The following is a 16,438-nucleotide window of genomic DNA, read 5'->3' on the forward strand; positions in this document are numbered from 1 at the left end:
TCGTGGGGAAAGAAGGAATGAAAGTCGTCGTTGTTGCCAGGTCATGCGGCTATACCGCAAACGTACAAGCCCGACGCGCAACGGCGTGTTGATTTAGTGAGCCGACGGCGATAGCGGGCTGTTGATTTAGTGCACGATTGGGCGTTTTCGTTTAACGGCAAGCCGCAGGCGTCTGCGTTCTCAAGCTCTGTCGCCTGCGGCTTGCCGTTAAACGATTAAATCAACAGCCCGTTGCGCGTCGGGTTTGTATGGTAAAATCACTCGCTCGCGCTTCCGGCTTGCATGCGGAATGAGATACGCTTAGCTTGCCAACACATCCTTGATCACATGGCCATGCACGTTCGTTAGCCGGCGCTGGAAACCATTGTGGTAGTAGGTGAGTCGTTCGTGATCGAGTCCCATGAGGTGTAACAACGTCGCGTTGAAATCGTAGACGCTGGTTTCATTCACAGCGGCCTTGAAACCAAACTCATCGCTTTCGCCGTAGCTGAAGCCTTTCTTGACCCCCGCTCCGGCGAGGAAGCAAGTGAACGCATCGGGGTTGTGGTCGCGGCCGGTTCCGTTGGCTTGCAAGAACGGCATCCGACCGAACTCGGTACACCACACGACGAGCGTGTGTTCCAACATGCCGCGTTGCTTCAAGTCGGCGATCAAGGCGGCGGTCGGTTGATCCATGATCTCCGCTTGCATCGCATGTGTCCGCTTGATATCGCTGTGAGAGTCCCAGTTGGTGATGCCGTTGCCACCGGACGGGTCACTACCGTTGAATAGTTGAACCACCCGGACTCCCTTTTCGAGTAAACGTCGCGCGAGGATGCAGTTGTTCGCGTAGGCTTTTTTGAGCTGCGAACCGGACTGCGTTCCATAAGCGTCATGAACGTGCTGTGGTTCGTTGGCGATGTCCATCACCGAGGGGACTGACGTTTGCATGCGGCCGGCGAGTTCGTAACTGGCGATTCGCGCGGCGAGGTCGGCATCGCCCGGGTATTGCCGCATGTGCTCGGCGTTGAGCCGTTGCAATAAGGAAACGCTCGATCGATCGGAGGATGAGTCGTAACCGGCGGGACGGTTGAGGTTGGCCGGCGGGTTGGCGGCGGTGAAGTCGGTGCCTTGGAATGCGGCGGGTAGAAAGCCGGAACCGAAGTTGTTCTTGCCGCTGCGGGCAAGTCCGCGTGGGTCGTTGATCGCCACAAATGCGGGGAGTTCATCGGTCTCGCATCCGAGCGCGTATGTCACCCAAGCTCCGAACGAGGGAAAGCCTTCCATCGTAAAACCGGTGTTGAAAAAATTCTCGCCCTGCGGGTGCGCACTCGTTTGCGTGCTGAGCGAATGAATGAAGCTGAAGTCATCGACCAGTTCGGCCAGATGTGGCAAGAGATCCGAAACCATCTTGCCGGATTGGCCTCGTGGTTTGAAATCCCAGAACGGTTTGGCGATGTTGCCGGTCGGTCCTTCGAACGTTACCTCCGGAATTCCGGGTGGTTTTTGACCGTGCAATTTGGTCAGTTCCGGCTTGTAATCGAACGTATCGAGATGACTGACCGCGCCGGGGCAGTAGACAACCAAAACCTGCTTGGCCGGCATTTCAAAATGAGGTTTCCGTGCGGCGTAGGGTTTTTGGTCGTTGATCAAGGGACGGATCGGTCCGACGGCTGTATTGACATCCGACGCCAGCAATTGATCCCGCGATAATAAATCAGACAGCGCGATCGCGCCCAACGACATGCCGGACTGACCGAGGAATGATCGGCGGTCCAACAAGGAGCGTCCGATCGGAGAAATGTATTCAGCGTTCATGAGATTCCCATCGTCAGTGATTGTCGTGTTTCATTGTGTATTGACGTATCTGATCTAGAAGCCCGATGCGCAAGCGGCTGTTGATTGAGTGGATTAGGCAATTCTTGTGAGCCGATGGCGCTAGCGGGCTGTTGATTTAGTGCACGATTGGGCGTTTTCGTTTAACGGCAAGCCGCAGGCGTCTGCGTTCTCAAGCTCTGTCGCCTGCGGCTTGCCGTTAAACGATTAAATCAACAGCTCCGCAAGCGAGGGGACCTGTTCTGTATTGTTGGGGCATCGCTTTCTTAAGGCAAATACGCCATCTCATTGGTGTTGATCAGGGTCCGGCAGAGCAGTTCGAGTCCTTGTTCTTGGGCAAACTCGGTGGCGATCTTACGCTCCGCCCTGGTCGGAACGCGGCAGAGCAACAGCTCAAAACAACGAACGACCTGATCGGCCAATTGCTCGCCCGCTTCGGCGGTGGCCCGTTGTGCCAAGAGTTCCGATTGTGTGACAACGAAGTCACTGTTCATCAAATTCAAGGCCTGCAGCGGTGTGGTCGACACGGGACGCTTGGCCTTGATTTGCCCGCAATCGGGAAAGTCAAAGGCCGTAAAGATTTGGTCGTCGACGCGGCGCATGCGTTCTTGATACAGCATCCGACGCCAAGTTTCGCGACCGTGATTGTCGATGACTTCCCATTGGGCATAACGTTTCTTGACGTTGTGAATTCGATAACTCGGACCACCGATCGAAACGTCAAGCGAGCCGGACGCTTGCAGGATCGAATCGCGGATGACCTCGGCTTCGACCCGTCGAGGCGGAAAACGCCACAGCAACTGAGCCGAACCATCCCTGGCAAGTCCAGTTTCGTGGGGCAGGCTTGATTGCCGGAACGACTTCGACAGGACGAGTCGTCGGATGAGCTGTTTGGTCGACCAACCCGAATCGATCATTCCCTTGGCCAACCAATCAAGTAATTCCGGATGCGTCGGCTCGGCACCGGCTTCGCCGAAATCACTCGGTGTCGCCACAATACCACTACCAAAGACGTGATGCCAAACCCGATTGGCAATGACCCGAGCGGTCAACGGATTTCGCGGGTGAACCAACCAATCGGCGAACGCCCTGCGGCGCGCCGGCCCAGGTGCATCGGGTGGAACCGCCAACTCGCCATCGAAGCGAGACGGCGCTGCGGCAAAAACTTGATCCCGTGGACTCTCCGGACTGCCACGCGACAGAACAAACGTATTAACGGGATCGATGAACCGAGCCACAAAAGCGGGTTGCGGCCCTTCGGTCTGCATCGCCGAGATGATGGTATCGATCGTCTCCATCGCGGCTTGAAGCTCTTGATCCTCTTGGACGCGTTTCTTGATCGCTGACGTGCTCGCGAACGGCTTCCATTGGCCTGATTCGTCTCGTGTTTCGAGACGAAACTCTCCGTATTGGATTCGGTGGAGCCCCTCGACGAAATCGGTCTCCAGGTAGTCTTCACGATTGGAACTGATACGAATCCGATCGATCGAGACGGATTTTGGAAAATGGAATTCCACCCAAGGTCGTTCAAGAGAATCCGGGGGCGCGGTCGCTTTGAATTCTTTGGCACCGAAAGCGTTGTTGACCAAGTTCATTGCTGACATGCCTTGGTTTATCGTCGCGGGATTCTCAACGATCGTGGTTCCCAATGACGCGAGTGCGACGTTTCGCGAGGAGGCGTTGTCGTTACCAGCGGTTTCGATGATTTCAAGCTCATCGGCAAAGACGTTTCGACTCGCAAACGCAATTCGCAATCGTTCCACGCGGCGAGTCGGAAAATGAACTTCCTGGTAGCCTGTCCAATCTTCGAGCCATGCCCCGCCGGCATTTCGCAAGGATTGACGTTGGTGATCCAATTGCGATTTGAGTTCGCGTTGACGAATCACTCGAGGATCGCTCGGTGGAAGCTCCGGGAAACGGCTTCCAAACTCGACGTCCTGGAAAACGGCTGACATCGCGTAGTAGTCTTGGATCGAGATCGGATCAAACTTGTGGTTATGGCAGCGGGCGCACCCCACGGTCATTCCCATCACCGACGCACCAACGGTTTGTAAAATTTCGTCCATTCGGTCGGCCCGCGCTTGGCGACGTGCCGAGGGTTCGGCACCCACGGTTGCCGATGGAACGTGTGGTCCGGCTACCAGGAATCCGGTCGCCTCACCGCTTGCCGACAAGTCACCGGCGAGTTGTTCGCGTACGAACTGGTCGTAAGGCTTGTCTTCGTTGAAAGATTGAACCACGTAATCGCGGTACATCCACGCGTTCTTGCGATACAGATTGCTTTCGCTGCCGTTGGTTTCGGCCCACCGGATCACGTCGAGCCAATGCTGCGCCCAACGTTCCCCGAAATGAGGCGAGCCGAGCAGTTCTTCGACCAACTCTGTGTAGGCACGTCCGGGCTCGCGGTCGTATTCATCAATGAATGCGGCGGTTCGTTGGGGCGTGGGAGCCAAACCGGTCAAGACGATCGAGACTCGCCGGATCAACGCACGGGGATCAGCCGGTTCGCTCAAGGACAAGTCCGCGGCGGTCAAACGTTCTCGCAGAAAACCATCCACGCTATCTTGGGCGAAATGCTCCCGCAGCGGTTGAAAGGACCAATGATTCAGTTCCTCTTCAACGACCTGATCCATTTGCCCGGGCCACTGGGCACCCTGCTCGATCCATCGTTTCAAGAGTGAGATTTTTTCATCCGGCAATCTCTCTTCATCCGGCGGCATTTCCATGCCGGGATCCGAATGAGTGACGACGTCGATGAGATAGCTTTTATCGACTTTCCCTGGAACGACCGCCGGTTGCCCGTAGTCGCCGCCGCGCAGGAGGCTGACTCGTCGGTCGAGCCGCAAGCCGGACTCCTGTTCGTCTTTGCCGTGGCAATACGAACAATGTTCCTCGAAAATCGGCGCAATGTCACGTTGGAAATCAATCGCATCGGATGACCGACCGACCGTTGCAAACGAGAAGATTGCGAACAAGAAGATCGAGAACGAAATAATTAGTCTAATAGCCATCCGGCTTTCCCGCTGTGTAGATGGTTTGAATTTCGTCGGGTTCAAACGCCGCGTTATAAATCGCGAGTTCATCGATCACGCCGTTCAAGTTGCGAACCGCGAACCAGGGTGTGGGCCGAAAGGGTTGACCCCAATTACCGATTTCGGAACGTCCGATTCGAAGGCGATCGATTGCGAACTCATCGGTGATGGCTTCGGAAGCGACTTCCTCGGCATTGACGTATTGTCGTACAACCCGCTTTACCGGATCGTAGACGGCGACCAAGAAAAACCATTGGCCCGATTGGGATGGTTCCCAAATCGGTGGAGTGAAATAAACCCGGTGTTTGCCGGCGTCTCGAACGATTTGATTGTCGTATCGATTACGAACACGCACGTCTTGCGTGTCATCGACCATCACCGAAAACATCATTTTGCCGTCGTTACGAATCTGCCAGTGGGGTTCACCGTTCTCATATCCGTCACCCATGAATAAAGCGTTAAAACGGTGTTCCAAATCATCGATCCGCACCCAACACATCATCGTGAAGGCCTCGAACTCGCCGTCGATTCGAACGCGGACTCGTGATCCCGGCTGATCGAACTTGAAACCCGTCGACCGTCGACCGAAGCGCCCTTCGGTTCGCTCGACACCACCGACCAGGACGCCGTCTTGATCGCGGCGAGAACCGGTGAGGTTAGGCACTTGTCGACCGGGCGGCATTTCAATGATCGGATAATAGGCGATCAATCGCGGATCGTTTCGATACTGTTGGGACGCCTCGGTCCAGACTGCGAGGCGTTCTTGTTGCTCGGCCTCGTTTCGACGATGCACGTCCGCGATCGTGCTGACTTCCGAAAGGGAACTGTCGCTAGAAAACTCACCCGCGAGCGATTGGCGATCACCGGTCAAAAGATGTTTTCCGTCGTGCCGGCCACCACTCAGTTCGACTTCCCCGTCGATGACTTCGACACGCGCCGCGTCGGCACCGACTTCGACCGCGAACTCGGTTCCCAAGTCAATGATCTCCGAATCGGCCGCTTTGACCACAAATCCCCTCGCCGCCGGGGGAACGGTCGCTCGCAGGCGGCCTGAATGCAAACGCATGGACCAATCCGATTCCAATTCCAGCGTGGCGGGCCCCTCCACGACGACCGAGGCCCCACAAAAGAAATCGACTTCCATCACACCGGCGAGAAACTCCACCGGGCCCACCGACAACAAGTCCCCTTCGAGCAGTCGCATTGCCGGTTCGGGCCAGCGAACTCCCGCAACACGGCGAAGCGTCGCACAGCCGGCCAATTCGGTCTCTTCGATTAAGTGGCTGGCGACGGCAAGCTCCTCAACGGCCGGTGGGTTCTGTCGTCGTCCGACCTGATAGGCACCCCATGCACAGGCAAGCGCCAACGATGCGGCAATGGCGTATCGAAGCCAACGCTTTGTCTCCGGTAAGGTTGTCTTCGAATCGGACACAAGACTTCCACGCGAGTTTGACTCCGCCTCCGCGATATCTCGCAAGGCGGCATCCAGCCGCACCAATTCTTGATAACGCTGACGTGCCTCCGGTGATTCGATTAATTTCGCCTGCAAGGCATCCGAATCCGCGCGGCTGATTCGGTTCTCCAACCACATACCGATCCATTGATCGAGCAAGGGATCATTTGATTTCGAACGCGACATTCAAACACCCTCCGCTGCGATGGCTTTGGCGACACATTCCGCGATGGCGGCCCGAAGCCTTTGAACCAGTTTATAAAACGCCGACTCCGTCTTACCCGAGTGCGCTGCGATCTCTCGCATCACGGCCCCCGGCGAATGAACTCGCAACAGAATGTCCTGCCGTTGCGGAGACAGCTTTCGGATGCAACGATCGACGGCTTGGCGATAATCGATCGCGTTCGAACGTGACTGATGTTCGTAGCTTTCCGACGCGATCAACTCCCACAATTCATCATTGAAGACTTGTGGCGACTTCTGAATCCGTCGTCGATGGTTGAGCGCTTGATACCGAGCAATCGTCAGGAACCATCCGCCGAAAGCGGTACCTTGTTCAAACTCATCAAACTTTCGCCAGGCTACCAAACTGGCTTCCTGAATCACATCATCGACGTCATTCCAACTAGGTAGCAAGCTGCGCAGGAACGCACGAACTTGAGGCTCGTGCTGGATCAACAAACGCACGAAATCCTCACCATTTTCACGCGGGTGAACGCCCTGATCAATCGGAGGCGTCTCACCAGTGTCGGGGGGCGGGCGGTCGTGGATTGTTTCGTCCATATTAGTTCATGTCTGGGATTGCCCGAGTTGGACAGCTAAACTGGAAGAAAAATAGTCCTCGCATCTGGCCGTGGCTGATCGCTGCATTGACTCAGGTTCCATTGCTTCGCTTCTTCAACTTGATTGATTCTGATGATTCATCGTTTTCTAACGCTCATCGTGCTCGTTGCCCTGGGCATGCCCCTGAACGTTTGTGTTCGTGCCTACGCTGACGGTGCCCCCCATCGCGATGATCGCCCCAACGTTGTTTGGATCATTCCCGATGACATGTCCGCCAACTTCGGATGTTATGGCGAGAATGCGGTGGAAACTCCTAACGTCGATCGTTTGGCGGCGCGAGGGGTGAAGTTTACCGACGCACACGTGACCGCACCGGTTTGCTCGACGTGCCGCAGTGCGTTCATCACCGGAATGTACCAGACCACGATCGGGGCTCACCATCATCGCAGCGGTCGAGGCGAGCTCAAGATTCAATTGCCCGAACCGGTTCGAATGGTCCCCGAGCTATTCCAAGACGCCGGGTATTACACCTCCATTTCCGGTTGGCCCGCCGGCAAGCCGAAGAAAGGAAAACGAGGACTCGGTAAAACGGATTACAACTTCGAGTGGGACGAATCGGTTTACGATTCGAATGATTGGTCCGGTCGAGCACCCGGGCAGCCGTTCTTTGCCCAAATTCAAACCCCCGGAGGCAAACTGCGTGGGAAAGATTCCAATGGATGGGCCAAGGTTCGACAGTCGGCACGAGAACAATTTGGTGATGTCACACCCCTCGATGCCGTGAAGCTGCCCCCGTATTATCCCAATCATCCTGATGTGATCGAGGATTGGGCCGCATACTTGGATTCCGTTCGGCTGACCGACGCGATGGTCGGTGAGGTGATCGCGCGTCTTGAATCGGAAGGCGTTTCGGACAATACGATCGTCCTGTTCATGACCGACCACGGGATCAGTCATGCACGCGGCAAACAGTTCCTTTACGACGAAGGGACGCATGTGCCATTGGTCATCGCCGGGCCGGGCATCACCTCAGGCACGGTCCGAGACGATGTCGTCGAACATATTGACATCGCGGCGTTGTCACTCGCGGCTGCAGGAATCGATGTTCCCGGATGGATGCAAGCTCGGGACATCTTGGCGGACGACTACAAACCACGCCAAGCGGTATTCTCCGCCCGGGACCGATGCGACGAAACCGTCGACCATATTCGCAGCGTTCGGACGAAGGATTACCGATACATTCGCAACTTCCTTCCGCAGCGACCGTATTTGCAACCGTGTGCCTATAAAGATGCCAAAGCGATTCTGATCGCGATGCGGCAGTGGCATGACGCGGGCAAATTGAATCCCGTGCAAGAGGCGTGGTTCGCCGACCATCGTCCCGAGGAAGAACTTTACGACGTTCAAGCCGATCCACATCAGATTCACAACTTGGCCGACGATCCGGCGCATGCTCAAACGCTTAACGAAATGCGAGAACGATTGAATCAATGGATGGTCCAAACGAATGATCAAGGTCGTACACCGGAGTCATCGGAAATGTACGACAGCGACATGAAGGTCTACGTCGACGGATTGCGTGGCAAACAGGGCCAGTCCGAGCATCTTGAAACGATTGAAGAGAATATCGCGTTGATGAAACGTTGGGCGGCAGAAGGAAAGTGAGCCGTCGTTGAAATCGAGCGGGCCGACACGTGTGGGCTGGGCCCGCTGAAGTTTCGAGAAGTCGCAGTCGGAAGATTTGGTGTTCGTGGGGAAACGGCTGAACTCTTGCGAGTCCAGCTACCGGAATGAAACGGCTGAACTCTTGCGAGTCCAGCTACCGGGGCGCGAGTCCTGCTACCACGAACGCTATGACTTCACCGATCGGCTTAAGATTTGATTGAGTAACGCCGGAACAATGCGGTCGGTATACACGAGAGACTTGCCACCCAGACTCAAGATCGTTTCATTGTCACGACGCTTGATCGCCCGCAGGGTCGCTTGAGCGACCCGCTCCGGCGGCCAACTTCCGATGCTCCGGGAGACTTGGTTCGCATCCGTTCCGACTAACGAGTCAAAGAACTCGCTTCGCGTCGTGCTGGGGCTGACCAGCGTGACGGCGATGCCATCGCCGGCCAGTTCCGTCCGCAACGAATCGCTCAGTCCGTGCAGGGCAAACTTGCTGGCGCAGTACTCGCTCTTGAGCGGCACGGCGCAGTGCCCGAGGACGCTGCCGATGTTGCAGATCACGGGATGCCGGTCTCGGTTGGATCGCATCAAAGGGATCACTCGCCGACACCACATCGCGGGGGCGAAAAAGTTGACTTCCATGATCTGACGCAACCGAGATTCGTCGGCGGCGTCGAATCGTCCGATGCCGCCGATGCCCGCGTTGTTGACCAACAGATCCAATCGTCCTTCGCCGGACCGCTCGATGATGGCGATGGCTTCGTCGACGGAGCGAGGGTCGGTAACGTCGCCGACGAGCAAAACAACTCGATCGCCGAACTGATCGGTCAATGCGGCTAACCGCTCGGCACGTCGTGCCACGGCGATCACGCGGCATCCATCGGCGATCAGTAACGCGACGAGTTCACGGCCGATCCCGCTGCTGGCACCGGTCACGATCGCGAGACTGCCGCTCGGGTTCCAACGTTTTCGCCACGACAGACCGAACACGTCAAGCCACTTCGCTCGATGGCGTCGTTTTGTCGGACGCAAACGACGTGTTGCTCAAATCGACATCGATCGGGAGGCCGAAATCGTTTTCGCTTTTGGCATCGTTTTGCACGCCCGATTCCGAATCGCTTTCGTCGGCCTCGGCCAGCGTCAATTTGGTCGGGGCGACGCGGAGCGCCGAACGATGAACCGGCCCCATCGCTCCAGAAGGCATTCGCACTCGAACGGTGACGTGGGCATTGTTGAACTCCCGAGACTCGATCTTGCCTTTGGCAGAAAGGTATGACAACAGCTTGCCGTCCTGGTGAGCGACATCAACTTCGACGTCCAAGAACCCTCGCGAGAGTGCTTCGCCAACGACTTCTTGCAAAGGTCCGAAACCCTTTCCCGATTTGGCGCTGACGGGGATCGCCTGCGGGTATCGGTCCAAGACACGGTTAAGGATTCGTGGGCTTTCGATGGCATCGATCTTATTCAAAACCAAGAGCGTGTTTTTAGCTTCGATGCCAAGTTCCTCGAGGACCTGATAGACCGCCGTGATCTGTTCAAAAACATTCGGACTGCTGGCGTCGGCGACGTGCATCAAGAGATCGGCTTGACGAGTTTCTTCGAGAGTCGACTTGAAACTAGCAACCAACGAGTGCGGCAGGTCGCGGATGAAACCGACCGTGTCACTGAGCAAGACGTGTCCCCAGTTGGGTAAGTTCCACCGACGAGTCCTCGTGTCCAACGTCGCAAATAGTTTGTCTTCGGCCAACACACCCGCGTTTGTCAGCGCGTTCATCAGCGTGCTCTTGCCTGCGTTGGTATATCCGACCAATGAGACCGTCGGGACTTCGTTTCGGGCGGCGACTTGACGTTCACGGCGGCTCTCCACGCGGCTGAGTTCTTCCTTCAAATCGTGGATGCGTTTTTGAGCCAAACGACGGTCGACTTCCAACTGTTTCTCACCGGGCCCCCGCATCCCGACGCCCATGGATTGACGCGAAAGGTGCGTCCACATGCGTTTGAGCCGGGGAAGTGAATATTCGAGCTGAGCGAGTTCGACGGCCAGACGTGATTCATGTGTTCGCGCGCCGGCGGCGAAGATATCTAGAATCAATTCGGTCCGGTCGATCACTTTGGCTTTGGTCGCCTTCTCCAGATTGCGAACTTGGGCCGGCGTCAAATCGTTATCAAAGAAAATGACATCGGCTTGGTACTTTTCAACCATCAATCGCAATTCTTCGACTTTGCCCTTCCCCATGTAGGTTGAATAATCGGGTGTGCCGCGTTTCTGCGTTAGCTCATCGACGACGTGGGTTCCGGCGGTCGACGCGAGCCCATGAAGTTCTTCGAGCGGATCGTCTTCGACGATTGTGCCGGGCAAAATAAGCCGAGCGAGGATACTGCGTTCGGGGCCGTCGTCGCCAAGCGAAATCATTTTGCCTGCGGAATTGTGTGGATCAGACACGAGGTGGTGGGGGTCTCCGGTGAAAAGGTTTGACGATCATTAGGACCAGTGTAGTCCATAGAAGGTTCAACGTTCGAGTGTGGATTTTGAACGCAAGATGTGATGGTAATGCTGTGCGAAACGATGCGATTCGTCCCGCACGTACTGTAAAAGCCGCAACGCAAACGCATTCTTGGTTAGTCTTAATGGTTCGGAAATACCCGGGCGAAAAATCTCTTCGTCGCGTTTTGCTAGTGAAATCACGGTCGGGGGTGTGATTTCTTGGTCACGAAACGCGGCCATCGCGGCGTTGAGCTGACCTTTGCCTCCATCGATCAACAGGATATCCGGGAATGTGTCTCCTCGATCGCTCAGGCCTCGAAATCGCCGTGAAACGACTTCATAAATGCTTCGAAAGTCGTCGATTCCTTTGACGTCTTGGATTCGGAAACGTCGGTATCCGGGTTTAAACGGCAACCCGTCGATGAACTGGACGAGACTCGCGACCGTTTCGTTACCGCCCAAGTGGGCGATGTCGACACCTTCGATGACGCGGGGCGTTTCGGAAAGCCCCAAAACTTTCTTCAATCCGGCGAGACCTTTCTGCGGATCGATGTAAAAGACTTCCGGTTGGGCGTGCGTATCGAGTTCGCCGCGATCTTCGAGTTTTTCAAGCATCTTGATCTCGTCGCGAAGAACCGCCGCCCGCTCGAAATCAAGCGTCTTGCTCGCTTCGGCCATTTCCTGCTTCATGTCTTTGAGGAGTTTCTTCTTGCCGCCATCGAGGAAGGTTTGCAACCGCTTGATGTCGCGGCGGTAGTCTTCTTTGCTGATCCGGAAATTGCATGGTGCGGTGCATTGATTGATGCTTGCCAACAAGCACGGCCGAAACCATTTCCACTTCTCGTCCGACTCGGTGATATCGAGGGTGCAGGTGCGGAACTTGAAGATTCGTTGCATGACTTGGATCGCCCCACGCAATGAGCCGGCACTGGTGAATGGTCCGTACAGCTTCACGCCTGATGTCTTCGGCTCACGGGTGACTTCAACACGGGGAAATTCATCCCTCGTCGTGATCATCAAGTAGGGGAACGATTTATCGTCTTTGAGGTCTTTGTTGTTGCGCGGTTGGATGTCCTTGATCAACCGCGATTCCATTAACAAAGCATCGACTTCACTTTCGCAGGAGATATAGTCGATGTCCGTAATGTCGCCGATCCAGCCGGCCGTTCGGGCGTCCTCTGCGGCCGCCTTAAGGAAATAGCTCGACGCGCGGGCACGCAAGTTCTTGGCCTTGCCAATGTAAATCACCACCCCGGCAGCGTCCTTCATCAAGTACACGCCGGGTTCTTGCGGGAATGTTTTCACCTTGGCGGCCGCATGCGCGAGGCCTTTGAGTTCAAACGTGCCCGGCTCGAGAGCTTCCTCGCTGTTTCCATCGACGGTGGAGATTACTGGAAGTTCGACGGGGGGTATTTCGGGGTCGATGGAAATCCGTCCTATCCAACATGGTGATGGTTTTAGAAAACAATCCGTTTTCGCGGAGATGCGTTGAATCATCATAGCAATCCGACCAGGCACCATCCAAGTCGCGATCGTGCCGGTAGGGGACCATCAAGAGGGCAAATCCGGTACCAGCGATACGACCGAATGGGGCAGCTGGATCGAAAAAACCGTTACGACCCCTTCATTTCGATACGACGCACTCCGCTATCGCCTCGGATTGCGAAGGTTAACGACGGATCGGGTGCATTCACTTAATTGTAACCAAGAGTTGACGGAGCGATTCCAAAGGTGGAATTGCGCCGCTCGATCCGTCCTGATCGAGCCGAAAGTTACGTGCCCCCGTTTGTTTCGGCATTCCTCTTTGTTCAAAGCAATCTTCGCATCGTTCAGGCTGGCATTCGCACTCGTTTGCGTTGGTCTTGGTCTGATCTTGGGTGCCCAATGGTTCGGTTTGATCCCGGACTCGCGGGTTCAGATCGAACGTGCGCGCCAATCGACCTGCCAAAACATCGCGATCGGCGTGTTGGATGACATCCGACACGAACGATGGTTGAAGATCGATGGCATGTTGCAGGCAATCGTCAAGCGAGACGAGCACCTTTTGTCGGTTGGCCTGCGAACCGACCTCGGGCAATTGCGTGTCGCTACGGAGAATCACGAACAGTGCTGGCAGACCATCGATCATGAAAGCAAGCTTGTCGATGATCCCGTCGATGACGTTCCGGAATGGGCACGTCCCTCCGCTTCGCCGAATCACCGTGATCGGCGGACTACGACTTGGGTTACACCGCCGGAAGCATCCGACGGTGCCCGTGGCGATGCATCGATCACGTCGGCGACTTCACTGGATAGGCATGTTTGCTTAGAGGTTCCGATCATCGTCCGAGACCTTCCTTGGGGAAATCTGGAGTTTTGTTTCCGAGACACTTCCTCAGGGTTGTTCGGCAATTCACTGGACGCGGGAATCACCGGATTCATCTTGTTCTTTTCCGTTTGTGGATTGGGATCCTATACGCTATTGATGATGCGAATTATGGGCGTGTTCTCACGAACCCAAGTCGTTCCCGATCGCGTCCGTCAAGCGCTCGACACGCTTGCCGAAGGCTTGTTGGTGCTCGACGGGGACGGAAAGATCGTGCTGGCGAATGAAAACTTCCTGCAGATCAATGGGTTCGAAAGCGACGAACTGATTGACCGGTTGGCCGCCGATTTACCTTGGTTCTTTCCTTCGACGGACCCTCGTAAGGCGGATGCTCGCGATGCGTTCCCTTGGACCCGAGCGATCAAGCAACGACAAAGCGTCACGGCAGAGATTCTGCGGATGACCGGTCGCGATGGAGTTCATCGCGTCTTCAGCGTCAACGCAGGACCGATCGGCGACGACTCGCAACAAAAGGGGGCCTTGGTTACGTTTCAAGACGTCACCCACGTCGAGAAACACCGCGTTGAACTCGAGAACATGTTGACGATGTTGCGTCGCAGCAAAGACGAGATCCAAAAGAAGAATCAAGAACTCGAGATACTCGCGACACGCGATGCGCTCACCGGATGTCTCAACCGTCGTGCCTTCTTTGAACGAATGCAACCGCTGCTCGAACAGTACCGCAAAGACGCTCGGCCGGTTTCGTGCTTCATGGTCGACGTCGACCATTTCAAGAGTGTTAACGACACGTACGGCCACCACACCGGCGACGAAGTTCTGCGTGCCGTATCCAAGCAATTGCGAGAAATATTCGAAGAACGGCACATCGTCTGTCGATACGGTGGCGAGGAATTTTGCGTCGTCCTGCCGGGACTGGACCTTGACGAGGCCCACGAGGAAGCCGAACGGACACGGCTTGCGATCATGAATATCCGCTTGGAAGATCCAGCGGAATTGCGATTGACCGCGTCGATCGGCGTCAGTGAAACGCGGTTCGGTGCCACCGAGACTCAAGACCTCATCAACCAAGCTGACGAATGTTTGTACGTGGCCAAACGGGGTGGACGGAATCAAAGTGTCCTGTTTGATCCTGATCGCGTTTCTGTTTTGGGCGAAGAAGAACCCAAAACGGAGTCAATCGCTGATCCCGATTTGGTAAAGCTTCCCTTCAACGCGGTCAATGCGTTGGTATCCGCGTTGGCGTACCGAGACCCGACCACTGCCGAACACAGCCGCCGCGTTGCCAACATGTGTGTCAAGGCAGCAAAAGGATTGTTGTGTCAGCGTGATACCTATGTGCTTGAGATCGCCGCCTTGTTGCATGACATCGGCAAGATTGGTATTCCCGATACGGTGCTGCACAAACCCGGACCGCTCGACGAAAACGAATGGAAAATCATGCGTCGGCACAATTCGGTCGGCATCGACATGATCGCCGGGACTTTCCACTGTGCCGAACTCGAAAACATCATCCGTACTCACCATTCGATGTCCGCTGAACGTCAGTCGTCACGCAAATTCGACTTTGAAAGTACGCCGATAGCGTCGCGTCTGTTGAACATTGCGGATGCCTATGATTCGATGATAAGCGATCAGGCCTACCGCCGAGGATGCTCGCCCGAAGAGGCGATCGACGAACTTCGTCGAAACAGCGGAACACAGTTTGATCCTGAATTGGTGGAAGTGTTTATCCGCGAGACGATCACTGATCGACGCGAATCGCGGATGGGGTTTGCCACCAGTCGCGGGATCGCATTTGTCGTTTCCAGGCCGGTCGCATTCCAAATCGGTCAACAGATCGAACAGCTTGCCGACGCCATCGACAAACAGGATATCGAAACACTCAAGCGATTAGCGACCGAACTGAATCACATCGCCGAAGCAAATTTCTTGATGCCAATGGTCGAATGCACCAGCCGCATCACGACGGCTGCGGATGCTTCCGACGAAGAAATCCAATGGGTCGAATTGCTAAAAGAAACACAAACGCTGTTGGATCTGTGCCGATCAACTCAGAACGCTCACCTGGCCGAAAACCCACAATCGTTTGCTTAAACGGTGTGGGCGTTCGGTTTGACTTTACAGAGCGGTGAAAGTTTTCACGCCCGATATACATGCAATGCTGGTCACACTCGTTCAGGATGTCTGCAAGAACGTCTTCCAGGATTGATAGCGTGGGTCGTCGACTGATTGAGTCATCAGTGGATTGAAACGCGGACGGGCCGGTTGAGACAACAATTGCATTCTCGCTTGTTGAGGCGTTCGTCCACCCTTGCGGCTATTGCATCGCAAGCAACTGCAGACGATGTTTTCCCATGTCGTGGCCCCACCGTGTGACCGTGGAACCACGTGGTCGAGACTCAATTTGTGGGTCGGTTCGGCTTTGCCGCAATACTGGCAACGGTAGTCGTCCCGCGCGAACAGGTTGCGTCGATTGAACCGAACCGTTTGCACGGGCATCCGATCAAACCGAGTCAGACGAACGATTCGAGGCACTTTGACTTCGAAATCGACCGCCTTGAGAAAGTCTTCGTCGGGTTGCTTGTCCAACGCCGCCAGTTGGCTGATCTCACACCAGCTATCAAAATCATGACTAACGAAAGCACCATCATCGCTATCGATGACTTCGGCGCACTCCCGGTACAACAACGTCAACGCTCGACGTACGTTGACCACTCGTACCGCCATGTAAAATCGATTCAACACCAACACGTTCGTGTCGAGAACCCGTGCGCTCATGGATCTTATTTTCCTTCGTACTGGATAACCACTGCGCGATCACACGGAGTGCCATGTAGAGGCGAACTCGCGGTGAACGATCAGTCTAGCGAGGT

10 protein-coding genes are annotated in these 16,438 nt (G+C 55.5%); 2 read left to right on the forward strand and 8 right to left on the reverse strand.

Translation table 11 applies throughout. The features are described from left to right. Window positions 1-300: 300 nt before the first annotated feature. From Pla100_RS09805 to Pla100_RS09820, 4 genes are all read right to left on the reverse strand, one after another. Window positions 301-1,797, reverse strand: a complete 1,497-nt coding sequence (locus Pla100_RS09805; RefSeq protein WP_146577526.1) for a DUF1501 domain-containing protein — start codon at window positions 1,795-1,797, stop codon at window positions 301-303. Window positions 1,798-2,081: 284 nt separating this feature from the next. After that, window positions 2,082-4,826 carry a PSD1 and planctomycete cytochrome C domain-containing protein gene (locus Pla100_RS09810; protein WP_146577527.1) on the reverse strand — a complete coding sequence of 915 codons (2,745 nt, stop codon included), beginning with the start codon at window positions 4,824-4,826 and terminating at the stop codon, window positions 2,082-2,084. After that, window positions 4,816-6,486, reverse strand: a complete 1,671-nt coding sequence (locus Pla100_RS09815; protein WP_231602908.1) for a LamG-like jellyroll fold domain-containing protein — start codon at window positions 6,484-6,486, stop codon at window positions 4,816-4,818. The genes Pla100_RS09810 and Pla100_RS09815 overlap by 11 nt, the downstream gene beginning before the upstream one ends. Continuing rightward, window positions 6,487-7,083 (reverse strand): sigma-70 family RNA polymerase sigma factor, encoded by a 597-nt coding sequence (locus Pla100_RS09820; protein WP_231602909.1) that lies wholly within the window; start codon window positions 7,081-7,083, stop codon window positions 6,487-6,489. Between the two features lie 177 nt (window positions 7,084-7,260). On the opposite strand from Pla100_RS09820, the gene Pla100_RS09825 reads away from it, so the two are divergent. Further along, the gene (locus Pla100_RS09825; RefSeq protein WP_197167839.1) at window positions 7,261-8,748 is read left to right on the forward strand and encodes a sulfatase family protein; all 1,488 of its coding nucleotides are present in this window, start codon (window positions 7,261-7,263) and stop codon (window positions 8,746-8,748) included. Window positions 8,749-8,934: 186 nt separating this feature from the next. Here the strand turns inward: Pla100_RS09825 and Pla100_RS09830 are convergent, their stop codons facing one another. The 3 genes from Pla100_RS09830 to Pla100_RS09840 all read right to left on the reverse strand — a co-directional run bounded on the left by Pla100_RS09830 (window position 8,935) and on the right by Pla100_RS09840 (window position 12,739). Next, the gene (locus Pla100_RS09830) at window positions 8,935-9,744 is read right to left on the reverse strand and encodes an SDR family NAD(P)-dependent oxidoreductase (protein WP_231602910.1); all 810 of its coding nucleotides are present in this window, start codon (window positions 9,742-9,744) and stop codon (window positions 8,935-8,937) included. Window position 9,745: 1 nt separating this feature from the next. After that, entirely contained in the window at window positions 9,746-11,167 is a 1,422-nt protein-coding gene (hflX, locus tag Pla100_RS09835; protein WP_146577721.1) for a GTPase HflX, read from the reverse strand. Between the two features lie 96 nt (window positions 11,168-11,263). Further along, window positions 11,264-12,739 carry an excinuclease ABC subunit UvrC gene (locus tag Pla100_RS09840; RefSeq protein ID WP_231602911.1) on the reverse strand — a complete coding sequence of 492 codons (1,476 nt, stop codon included), beginning with the start codon at window positions 12,737-12,739 and terminating at the stop codon, window positions 11,264-11,266. 304 nt (window positions 12,740-13,043) lie between these two features. On the opposite strand from Pla100_RS09840, the gene Pla100_RS09845 reads away from it, so the two are divergent. Continuing rightward, the gene (locus Pla100_RS09845; RefSeq protein ID WP_146577529.1) at window positions 13,044-15,659 is read left to right on the forward strand and encodes a sensor domain-containing diguanylate cyclase/phosphohydrolase; all 2,616 of its coding nucleotides are present in this window, start codon (window positions 13,044-13,046) and stop codon (window positions 15,657-15,659) included. Window positions 15,660-15,740: 81 nt separating this feature from the next. Here Pla100_RS09845 and Pla100_RS09850 read toward each other — a convergent pair whose 3' ends face one another. Next, window positions 15,741-16,343 (reverse strand): HNH endonuclease, encoded by a 603-nt coding sequence (locus Pla100_RS09850; protein ID WP_146577530.1) that lies wholly within the window; start codon window positions 16,341-16,343, stop codon window positions 15,741-15,743. Window positions 16,344-16,438: the final 95 nt, after the last annotated feature.

It is taken from the genome of Neorhodopirellula pilleata (assembly GCF_007859915.1).
Lineage (GTDB): Bacteria > Planctomycetota > Planctomycetia > Pirellulales > Pirellulaceae > Rhodopirellula > Rhodopirellula pilleata.